Annotated in this window: 7 protein-coding genes; 3 read left to right on the forward strand and 4 right to left on the reverse strand. The window is 43.8% G+C overall.

Annotated elements, in window-relative coordinates:
• A partial coding sequence (locus ACHZC4_RS14275) for a hypothetical protein (protein ID WP_394754537.1) occupies positions 1 to 561 on the forward strand: 561 nt, incomplete at its 5' end.
• Positions 562 to 686: 125 nt separating this feature from the next.
• On the opposite strand, the gene ACHZC4_RS14280 is transcribed toward ACHZC4_RS14275, so the two are convergent.
• Positions 687 to 4,415, reverse strand: coding sequence for a pyridine nucleotide-disulfide oxidoreductase (locus ACHZC4_RS14280; RefSeq protein ID WP_394754539.1), 3,729 nt, complete (start codon positions 4,413 to 4,415; stop codon positions 687 to 689).
• Between the two features lie 356 nt (positions 4,416 to 4,771).
• Between ACHZC4_RS14280 and ACHZC4_RS14285 the strand changes: the two genes are divergently transcribed.
• Entirely contained in the window at positions 4,772 to 8,329 is a 3,558-nt protein-coding gene (locus ACHZC4_RS14285) for a transglycosylase domain-containing protein (protein ID WP_394754540.1), read from the forward strand.
• Between the two features lie 17 nt (positions 8,330 to 8,346).
• On the opposite strand, the gene ACHZC4_RS14290 is transcribed toward ACHZC4_RS14285, so the two are convergent.
• A complete protein-coding gene (locus tag ACHZC4_RS14290; RefSeq protein WP_394754541.1) occupies positions 8,347 to 8,871 on the reverse strand; it encodes a hypothetical protein in 525 nt (174 codons plus the stop codon).
• 430 nt (positions 8,872 to 9,301) lie between these two features.
• On the opposite strand from ACHZC4_RS14290, the gene ACHZC4_RS14295 reads away from it, so the two are divergent.
• A complete protein-coding gene (locus ACHZC4_RS14295) occupies positions 9,302 to 10,483 on the forward strand; it encodes a pyridoxal phosphate-dependent aminotransferase (protein ID WP_394754542.1) in 1,182 nt (393 codons plus the stop codon).
• A gap of 123 nt (positions 10,484 to 10,606) precedes the next feature.
• Here ACHZC4_RS14295 and ACHZC4_RS14300 read toward each other — a convergent pair whose 3' ends face one another.
• The gene (locus ACHZC4_RS14300; protein ID WP_394754543.1) at positions 10,607 to 10,819 is read right to left on the reverse strand and encodes a hypothetical protein; all 213 of its coding nucleotides are present in this window, start codon (positions 10,817 to 10,819) and stop codon (positions 10,607 to 10,609) included.
• 13 nt (positions 10,820 to 10,832) lie between these two features.
• Positions 10,833 to 10,970, reverse strand: a complete 138-nt coding sequence (locus ACHZC4_RS14305; protein WP_394754544.1) for a hypothetical protein — start codon at positions 10,968 to 10,970, stop codon at positions 10,833 to 10,835.
• Positions 10,971 to 11,176 lie beyond the last annotated feature (206 nt).

Genomic DNA, 11,176 nt, shown 5'->3' on the forward strand with positions numbered 1-11,176 from the left:
ATTCCTGTAGTGGTAGGTGATCAAATCTGCTTGATAATGAAGGAGTTCGTGCCGCCCGGTGCGCCTTTTGGGGCCACCAACCTAGTGCTGGTCAAGGCCGATTTCGTGTTTACCGGTGCAGTGTCAGTCCCGACAGCCACTTACAGCCGACAAGATATGACCACTGTTTCTGATGCCGCCCTTGACTTGATAAAAAGGGTGCGTAATGTGACGCTGGATGGTACTGGCGCAGAGAACTGGCAGGTGAGCAACACGGCTAAGGCAGGCGAAACGCTGGAATACCAGATTACCTACACCAACAATGGTTCGAAACCGGTTAATGCCTTGGTAATTAACGATGCGACCCCGGCATACACTACCTTTGTATCAGCATCAGCGGGGTCATTGCTGCCGGCGAGTTTGTTAACATGCACGAAAACCACACCAAAGTCCAACGCAGTGTCATGTTCAACTGTTGAGACGCCGGTTGCTAGTGGTGCCGGTGCAATTGAATGGGCATTTACCGGCTCACTGGCCCCTAGTGCAAGTGGCGCCGTCACCTTTAAAGTAAAGCTCGATTAGCCTTAGTTCAATAGTTCACCCCTATTTTAAAATAGGGGTGAACACTTCAGGTATTAATTAAAAAATTTACTTATAAATAAAATAATTGTCTATTAAAAATGAAAGCCATCAAGATAATTCTGCACTTATTTTTCTGAAAGTACAGCTGACTTTTCCGATTTTTGTTTATTTAATAAGTAATCCAGCCAAAGATTGGATAATTTCTCCTGCACTGTATTTTGCCGTAATCTGGCATTCAAATGTTTAAAGTCTACCTTGTCCAAATCTTGGTCCTGGTTATAGCACGAGTATACAAAATACTCTTTACCGGTTTCTGCATCGACATGCTTGCACAAACACTGTGCACAAATGCCCTTCATCATACATTGCATAGGCGAGTTAATAGATCCTACCGCATGATGGGCTTTTTTCAGATACGGCTTAAGTACATTGTAACGGGCATCTTTTACCGCAGACATCATGCGATCAGAACCAATGACAATCAGATGGTCAACATCAGCGAGTGAAATCGGCTGTTCACCCAGTTGGCCTTGCGCATACGCTACCATGGCTTCCAGAATATTACCCACAAAGCTTTTATCTTGCGGACGTGTCGGATGAATAGCCACTGCGGCTGCGGTATTATCCACGGACCAGATAATAATATCGGACGCAGCTTCAATATCGTCGGTTTTAAAGACATCCTGATTGAATTTGTAACCTGCAAAATAAATCACCCGATTGCCTGCTGCCCGAAGCGCCTTACCAATAGAGAACAACACCGCATTACCCAAGCCGCCGCCGATCAACAACACGGTTTGTCCGGTTGGAATATCCGTAGGTGTCCCGGTAACGCCCATAATCACCAACGGATCACCGACATTCCAGGTAGCACACAGCCTTGATGATGAGCCCATTTCCAAAGCAATCAAGGAAATAGTGCCTTTTTCTTTATCGACTTCCGCACCGGTTAATGCCAAACCTTCGGCGGCTAATACCGTGCCTTCTTCAACCGGTGCAAACGCTTCAAAATTCTGCACACGGTAAAACTGGCCAGGATGGAATTTTTCTGCCGCTAACGGAGCCTTAACAATCACTTCAATAATCGTGGGTGTAAGGCGGTTAATCGCTACGATGGTTGCGGTGAAGGCAGCATCTAATCTGGCAAACAAGGCTTTTAAATCGGTATCGCGCTGCGATTGTTCGGCAGGGTTTAAATTAGCCAGCTCTTTTTCAAACAGTTTAACAACATAAGGATACCCATTTTTAGCACTGGCCATGGCTTTTACTACGTTGCCGGCATACACGGGATGATTATCACCATAAAAACTAATAAATTTGCCGTCTTTTTGGTACGAAGTTAACGGTGCAGGTTTACCCAGCTTTGGCGCAGTCTCATCGGCCATCGGCACCAGTTTAAAATCATCGCCAGACCATTCGGGCTCATAACGTTGGAAGAAATACTTGTCCATGGTAAACGTACCCGGGTATTCACTTTCATAAATCGTATTGGGCGAGGTTCCGGCAGCAATATATAAGCTACGCAAAGGCACGTGAACAATCTGCCCAGAATTATTCCAGCGACCGTCTTCCAGCACTATTTTTTCAAATTCCACTGCATTCAAATGGCCGTATTCATCCGCCAACGCGCTTTTTGGGCTCATGCCTTCTGCCAGTGCAATACCTTCTTGCAGGGCTTCGTGGATTTCCTCATGATTTTGCCGATAGGCTGGCGCGTCTTTCATGCCTTTGCGATAAAATAGCGTAACACCACCCCAAGATTCAACCAAAGGCTGAAAATTAGGTTTTACGTTGGCTGCTTGGGCGCGTTGGCGTTCTTGGCGAATTTCCCGGCCATGCGTCAAAAACTCATCCAGGATTAAAGTTTCTTCATCATCATAACGGTTGCGAACGCCGTGTTCACCATGAATAGTGCTGAGCACTTCATAGCGTGCCAATAGTTTTTCAACTTGCACTGGATAATAAGCCATTAATTCTGTTGCCGTATCAATCGCCGTTAAGCCACCGCCGATAACACCCGCAGGCAAACGTACCTGTAAATTTGCCAACGATGATGACTTGGCTGCACCGGTCAATTGTAAGGCCATCAGGAAATCAGAGGCTTTGCGTATGCCGCGCATGAGGTTGTTTTTTAGATCGATAATGGTGGGTTTACCGGCACCGGAAGCCAGACAGATATGGTCAAAACCCATAGACCAGGCATCGTCAATGGTTAACGTGCCACCAAAGCGTACACCGCCGTAAGCTCTAAAGGCTTGACGTCTTAACAAGGTTAAATAAATTACTTTCAGGAAGTTTTTATCCCAGCGCACGGTAATGCCGTATTCGGCCACGCCGCCAAAACCTGCCAAGGTGCGTTGGTCGAGTTCTTCATAAATATCATTAAAATCGGCAATCGGCTGGGGCAGGGTGGTGCTGTCTCCGGTTAAAGCGACCGGCAACGGTTCCAGTTTAAGTGCGTCAATACCCACCACACCAAAGCCTTCATTAAGTAAATAATGGCTCATGGTATAGCCCGCAGGCCCTAAACCGACCACCAGCGCATTTTTGCCGTTATAAGGCAACATGTGTGGCTGGTTGACATTGAGCGGATTCCAGCGCGTCAACAGGCTGTAAATTTCAAAACCGTAGGGCATGAATAACACGTCGGTCAACACATTGGTTTCAATTTGCGGAATATTAACCGGATCGGTTTTTTGGTAGATACAGCCTTTCATACAGTCATTGCAAATACGATGGCCGGTACCCGGGCACATCGGATTATCAACAATAATAATCGCCAACGCACCGATATTATCGCCACCGCGTTTAACCAGGTGCATTTCAGAAATCTTTTCATCCAAAGGACAACCGGTAGTAGTAACACCCAACGGATCAACTTTAAAAGTGTTGGTTTTTTTATTGCGCATACCCTTAGAGCAGGAATCGGTATCACGCTCGTGGCAATAAATACAATGGTCAACTTCCGACAGCGATTGCCGTTCATTAAAACGTGGATCGGTGAGTTTAAAGCCATCTCGGAAACGGCGGTGTTTTTGCTCGCCCATCCAGGCGGTAAATTCACCCCGATCAACGGTATCGTGTTCAACCAGATGTTCGAAATCGCGTTTTTCCGGAAACTTAAAGCTCAGCCATTTGCCTGTCAATTCATCATTATGTTTGGCAAGAAAGCTCCAGCGCTGTACAAGCGTCATTAAGCCATCGATAAATTCAGCAGGATCGGCTAAATCAATAAACACTTTAAATTCATTGGCAGCGATGCTATCGGCGGCCAGTTTGGCGCGTAGCATTTGGGCGACTTGATCGGCATTGTCGTAATCACTGGCTTTATTTTTAGCGATTAATTTATAGTGTGCGGACAATTCACCAATAACCGCACCTACAGCGGCAACCCGACGTTCTGGGTCTGCATCCTGATTAGCTTCTGGAAAACCCGCAGCCAATAACACGTCAAACTGTTTTTTTATACGCTCAACATCATCCCATTCAGTAATATCTTGGCCTTTAAAAACGAAATCCAATTTTTCAACTACCGTGCGTTTGTAGGCAAAAATGCTATTCATTTCTTTTTGTATCAGGTTTTTTTGAGTCTGATGTTGCTTATTAACATTAAATAAAGTCGCAACAAACTGGCCTACAAAAGGTGCCATACGCACCAAAAGATCGGAGATGATCTCAGGCCCCATATCAACACCTTTGGAGTCTCGATACGCCATAAAGCTTTGATATAGCTGTTCATCATGTTTATTGACAGACGCATCAAAGACAGCCAGTAATTTTTTCAGTTGTGCTGCATCGTAAAGATCAGCGTAGGTGAAATCTGGAATGCCCAGCGTAATAGTGTGTTGTGCCATAGGTTTTTACGTTTGATTAGATCGCGTTTTAACAGACGGCGAATGCCACCTGTATTAGAACTATAAAGTGATTTAGCCTGTTATTGTATGTAAATAAGGTCTTTTTTACTACTTGTAATGTCCGTTGTGTTAAGGAAAGTCGTCTATAATTCATTTATGACTATAACCTGAGTGCCGATTACACTGCTCTGCTGTTTTTTTACTTGACACAATAGGTAAAAAATTTTGAAGATAGAGTATAATTTCACAAAGATTTCATTCACACAGTCAGTTTTATCCCCCATAACTACAGCTATAAATGCCTTATTCAGGCATAAGCGGGGTTTTATTTACTTTAAGATAGCAAAACAATACACATGGGTGATTTCGATTCTTTGCAGCGCAAACAGTTGAATGAAGAAAAACCTCGTTATGATTCAATAAAAAAGCCGTTCATGCAAAAAGATAGAATCTCTATTGGCCACTATTTGACGATATATATCATCTTAGGATTGGTTATCGTTGTATTTATTGTGGTCAAACTGGTACGCGAAGAAGTCGCTACTTCTAAATACCAAGCGCGATATTTATCGGAAATTAGCCGGCAATTAAGTTTTACTCTTGATCCGGGGCCGAGTACCTCAATTCGTTATCCGGGTAATGGCCCTTATGATCTGCGCTTAGGCTATGCCAGTTTGCCTGAAATGGTGCAACGTTTGCAAAAATCCGGCTATAACATTGCGGCACAAGCTGCGCCTTCAGCAAAAATGACTGAACTCATGGATTTTGGTTTGTTTGCCATTTACCGTGAAAAAACCCAGGCTGGGCTTCGTATTACTGATCGCACGGACCAGCCGGTATTTTCTAACGTTTACCCTGCGCATGGCTACGCTGATTTTGCCGATATTCCGCCCGTTATTCTCGACACTCTCTTGTTCATTGAAAACCGTGAACTGCTGAGTGAAAAAAATGTAACCATCAATCCGGCTATCGAATGGGATCGCTTGGGTTTTGCAAGCTTGCAAATGATAGCTCATAAACTGGGTTTAAACGGCAACGTACCCGGCGGCAGCACTTTAGCGACACAAATAGAAAAATATCGCCACTCCCCAAATGGCTTTACCAATTCGCTGAGTGATAAATTTAAACAAATGAGCAGTGCTTCCATCCGCGCTTATTTGCTAGGCGCTAATACATTGGAAATGCGTAAAGAAATTGCCCATGCTTATTTAAATTCTATGCCACTGGCGGCAACACCTAAAGCTGGTGAAGTCCATGGCCTGGGCGATGGTTTGTCGGGTTGGTTTGGCGCGGATTTTTCTGAAGTTAATCGGTTATTGAGTCAGAATGCTATTAAATCGACTACCTCCGTTACTTCGCAGCAAGCACAGGCTTATCGGCAAGTGCTGAGTATTTTGTTGTCGCAACGCCGCCCCACCTATTTATTAGGACGCGGTTACAACGCGCTGCAAACGCTTGCGGACAGTTATTTACGGCTATTGGCCGCACAAAATGTTATTTCGCCAGCCCTTCGTGATGCGGCTTTAAATGTTAAAACTATTCGTCTGCCACGGACTGATAAAGCGCCTGGCCAGTTTATGGTTGAAAAAAAGACCCAGTCTGTCTTAAGGTCACGGTTGGCTAAATTGCTAGGCACGCGATCTAATTACGAGCTAGATCGGCTGGACTTGGTGGCTAAAACTACCCTGGATTATAAAGTTCAACAAGAAGTGACGGCGGCGTTGCGTTTGTTAAATGATCCAAAAGAAGCGATTAATGCGGGGCTTTTTGGTAAGCGTATGCTCAGTGGTAACATTGATTTATCGCCTATTGTCTACAGCCTTATGTTGTTTGAGCGTACTGATAAAGGCAATATGCTGCGCATTCAAACCGATAATTTTGATCAGCCACTTGATATTAACGAAGGTATTCGCATTGATTTAGGCTCTACCTCCAAGCTTAGAACGATGGTGCATTATCTGGAGCTACTTTCTGATCTGCACAAGCAATATAAAGATCGTTCGGTAGATCAACTTAAAAAATTGCAGTTTCATCCACGTGATTATTTATCGGCCTGGGTGGTAGCGCATCTTTTAGCGACGCCGCATATCAGCTTACAAGATTTACTCAATGAAGCACTGGAGCGTAAATATTCCGCCAGCCCTTACGAAGGCTTTTATACCGGTGGCGGGGTTCATCATTTCAATAACTTCAATAAATCAGATAACGGCAAAATTGTCACCGTACGCCATGCCTTGCGTGATTCGATAAACTTGGTCTTTATTCGCATGATGCGAGATATTACCTATCATCATATGTACAAACCTGGTGGCATGGCACTTTGGATAGATAACCCTGACGATCCGAAACAACAAGAATATTTGGAACGTTTTGCCGACCGCGAAGCACGGGTTTATTTACAGCGTTTTTATGTGAAATATCAAGGCAAAAGTCCTGCTGAAGCCTTAAAGCTGCTCAGTCAAAAAGTGCTGGCAAAACCTTCACGCCTGACCATGTTGTATCAAGCGATTTATCCTGATCATGATGTCAGTGAGCTTAATCAGTTTTTAAGCGAGCATGTGGCTAAAGCAGACATGAATAAGGAGGATATTTACGAGCTTTACGATAAATATTCACCCAGAAATTTTGATTTACAAGATCAAGGTTACATCGTCAAAATTCATCCTTTAGAGTTATGGCTAGTCAGTTATTTGGCCAAAAATCCGGGTGCAACTAAAGAAGACGTGATTGCAGCAAGTACGCGTGAACGCCTGGATGTTTATCGCTGGCTATTAAAAAGCAATAAAAAGCATGGCCAACAACGCCGCATCATGACTTTGCTGGAAGAAGAAGCGTTTAAAAAGGTTCATGCCGCCTGGAGACGTGTCGGCTATCCATTTGATCGCTTAACCGCTTCTTATGCAACGTCTATTGGTGCTTCTGGTGATAGGCCCGCCGCATTAGCTGAATTGATGGGTATTATACGCAACAATGGTGTCAAACAGCCCTCTGTTCGTTTTGAGAGCCTGCATTTTGCCAAAGATACGCCTTATGAAACGGTGATGAAAAAAGCTGCCGAAAAAGGTGAGCGTATTTTTCCTGCCGAAGTGGCTATCGCTGCCCGTAGCGCCTTGGCCGGTGTGGTTGAAGAAGGCACAGCATCACGGCTTAGAGGGGTTTATACCGATGCGAGTGGTAAAGCACTGGAAGTGGGTGGTAAAACGGGAACTGGCGATCATCGTAAGCAAGTATGGGGCGAACGAGGCCGCTTGATAGAATCCAAATTTATTAGTCGTGCGGCTGTGTTTACTTTTTTCCTGGGTGAGCATTTTTATGGCGTGATGACGGCTTACGTAGAAGGTCCAAATGCAGGTCAATATCACTTTACCAGTTCGGTGCCCGTACAGATCGTCAAATTTTTGAAGCCCGTACTGATGCCATTGATCAATAACACACCAGTAACTCAAATGGCCGTTAAGGTTAATCCACCTTTAATCGCTGTTGAACCTAAAGCGCCTGAAACTAACCTTGCACCTGCAAGTAACAAAACATCTATGGCGAAGCAGGATAAGACATTAAAGCATGCAAAGCCATTGAAAAAAATACTGCCGAAATCTGTAAAAACCGCAACGACAAAAACGCCTACGCAAAAAAAATCAGTAACGGGGAAAACCACCACGTCTAAGCCAATGCCTGTCGAAAAAGCGCCATTAGCCAAAATATCAAAAACGGTAACCGTCCCTAAAACAACCGTTAGCAAGCCAGTAGTCAAAGATTCGCCTAGCAATAAAATACCCAGTAGTAAAACATCAGGCAATAAAACACCGGCCATAAAAACGAAAACAAAAACCGTGACAGAAGTGGTTGATAAACCGCCTGTAGCGAAAAAACCAAAGCCGTCTACCAGCAACGTTGAAACTCAAGCGCCTCGTTGATAAGGCCTTGTACACTGTTATCTATCGACATTCCAATGACCGGTTTGATAAATAATCGGTGTTGGCAAGCTGCCTTGATAATTTGAGGTAGGCACTTCATCGGCAAGATGTGGCGCATTTAACCGATAGGTATGGGTCATTATTTGCGTTGATGAATAATGTGTCATCGGTAAATAATTAACATTCACCACAGGCCGAGTTAGAAACGCAACGGGCGTCGCTATAGTGGCGTTGTAGGTCGCAGCAGGCGCATAACTCACGACAACCGTAGGTGCTGGGGAAGGCGCTGGAGTGACAAACGAGGCATCTGATGTTGAGCCTCGATAAGTTAATTTTCTTGACAACTTAGCCCAATCAGCATTTAGACAAGCCACTGCGTCATTCATACTATTATGGACAGATTTACCTTGGGCATCTTTTGGGCTAAAAGCTGACAATTGGCTGGCCGGTATTTTTAGTTTGTCACACAGTGGGCTTGCCACGCTGGTTTGAGAAACGCCAAATGACACGATGAGTGCAGTCAATAATAAGTTGTGTTTCATAATAGCCGCTCCAAATAAACGTTAAATGCTTAACAATCTGGTGTTCGGGTATTGTGTCCCCGTGCTTTATCCAGTTATGTTGTATATAAAGGCTAAAGCATGATCTATGCCATTTATTTAATTTTATTTAAAACAATCAGTTAATGCGTGGCTCAACGTTTTCACGTAGGGATACCGACAACAATTGTCACTTACTGTAAATATTTGTGACCACTGTGCGCACGAAAAAAATCCCTGCTGCCTATCAAATATTTTTCCATTAAAAGAAAAATCCGATTTTTGCATTACAAAATTTATATCTTGGTAATGAGCGCGGATGGCGAATTGATGACTTAGCGATTTTTTTAAACTCCATCTACTGAGTAGCGATTACACATAAGGTATAATTACTAATATTAACGATATTGATTTTTAATTTTTACGGCGAAATATGAGCATCTCACTTTCTAATAGAGTCCAGGCAGTTAAACCTTCACCTACTTTAGCGATTACTGCCAGAGCGGCGCAAATGCGTGCAGCGGGTAAAGACATTGTGGGTCTTGGCGCAGGCGAACCTGATTTTGATACCCCCGATCACATTAAAGCCGCTGCCGTTAAGGCAATGGACAGTGGTTTCACTAAATATACAGCGGTTGATGGTACGGCCAGTTTAAAAAAAGCGGTTATTGATAAATACAAAAAAGATAACGGTTTGGACTATACGCCCAAGCAAATTCTGGTGTCATGCGGCGGTAAACAAAGCTCATTTAATCTGACACAAGCACTGCTTAATGCTGGCGATGAAGTAATTATCCCCGCGCCTTTTTGGGTGTCGTACCCTGATATGGTGTTGCTGGCTGATGGCGTACCGGTGATTATTGAAACCACTCAGGCACAGCGGTTTAAAATTTCGCCTGAACAGCTGCGTGCGGCCATTACCGATAAAACCCGGTTGATTTTTATCAACAGCCCGTCCAATCCATCGGGTATTGCTTACAGCCTGGACGAGCTTAAAGCTTTGGGTGATGTACTCAAAGACTTCCCCAACATCATCATTGCTACCGATGATATGTACGAACATATCCTGTGGCAACAAGGCACGTTTGTTAATATTTTAAATGCGCATCCTGATCTTTATGATCGTACGGTAGTAATGAATGGCGTATCTAAAGCGTATTCGATGACCGGCTGGCGGATTGGTTATGCGGCAGGCCCTGCGGATTTGATTGAAGCCATGTGTACTATTCAATCGCAAAGCACATCCAATCCTACATCTATCTCGCAATATGCGGCAGAAGCGGCTTTAACGGGGGATCAAAGTTTTATTGACCGCATGTGTGTGGAATTTAAGCAGCGCCATGATTATGTAGTCAGCGAGCTTAATAGCATTGATGGCGTAGAGTGCATTGAAACTGATGGGACTTTTTACGTGTTCCCCAATATTGAAAAGCTTATTGCAAGGCTTGATGGCATCAATGATGATCTGGATTTCTCGGAATATTTAATCGAAAAAGCCGGTGTTGCGTTGGTGCCTGGTTCAGCGTTTGGCAGTGCAGGTCATATTAGAATCTCCATTGCCACCAGTATGGAAAATCTGCAAAAAGCGATGGCTCGTATTAAAGCGGCTATTTAACACAAAAAGCATGTAAGGCTAACAAAGTCGGTGGAGCGGTCGCTGAATACGCGACCGCTCATTTAGATGCTTTGATCAATTGGGCATCTTTTTTAGCGCGGTGGCTGTAATAAAGTTTATACATTACCAATCCAATTGGTCGGAACATTCATCAAGCGAGGTATTTAAACCATCAATAATCGCTTGTTTAATATCTGGATTTTTTGACAGATAATCGGTATCAGTTTCTGTGTTGACTGCTTTTTTGAGAAACAGTACAAAATCAAGCACCTCTTTTTGTGAGGTTAGGGGCAATGCGTTAATTTCTTGATTAATTTTTTCTTGTAGGCTACTCATTATCAATTCTCCGCTACACAACACCGGTTTCCCAGTCTTCAAATTCACTGTAATCGCCTTGTTCAATTTGCGCCAAGCAGTGTTGTACATGTTGGTGTTCATCGGTTGATAACTCATCTTCATCTAATACACGGCAACGGTTTTCAGGCAAAAGCTTAATAAAATCTAAAATACCCCCTTCTTACTCTAAAACCGCTTAACTTTGGTTCGAGCTATAAAGTCAACCAATCTGCTCATTTGCAAATCTGTCATTGGTGAATCCCCTTGCCAATTGAGTTCGAATTCGCTCGGCTTTTTCGTTTAAGGACATTGTACAAGGTACTTGATATAGGCCGTTTCTCCGCACTTCGTGAATAA

It is taken from the genome of Crenothrix sp., assembly GCF_043729335.1.
In the GTDB taxonomy this organism is placed as follows: Bacteria; Pseudomonadota; Gammaproteobacteria; order Methylococcales; family Methylomonadaceae; genus Crenothrix.

Bases quoted from the DNA above. Each gene is read 5' to 3' on its own strand.
- ACHZC4_RS14285 (WP_394754540.1), top strand. From the start codon at position 4,772: ATGGGTGATTTCGATTCTTTGCAGCGCAAACAGTTGAATGAAGAAAAA.
- ACHZC4_RS14280 (WP_394754539.1), bottom strand. From the start codon at position 4,415: ATGGCACAACACACTATTACGCTGGGCATTCCAGATTTCACCTACGCT.
- ACHZC4_RS14290 (WP_394754541.1), bottom strand. From the start codon at position 8,871: ATGAAACACAACTTATTATTGACTGCACTCATCGTGTCATTTGGCGTT.
- ACHZC4_RS14300 (WP_394754543.1), bottom strand. From the start codon at position 10,819: ATGAGTAGCCTACAAGAAAAAATTAATCAAGAAATTAACGCATTGCCC.
- ACHZC4_RS14295 (WP_394754542.1), top strand. From the start codon at position 9,302: ATGAGCATCTCACTTTCTAATAGAGTCCAGGCAGTTAAACCTTCACCT.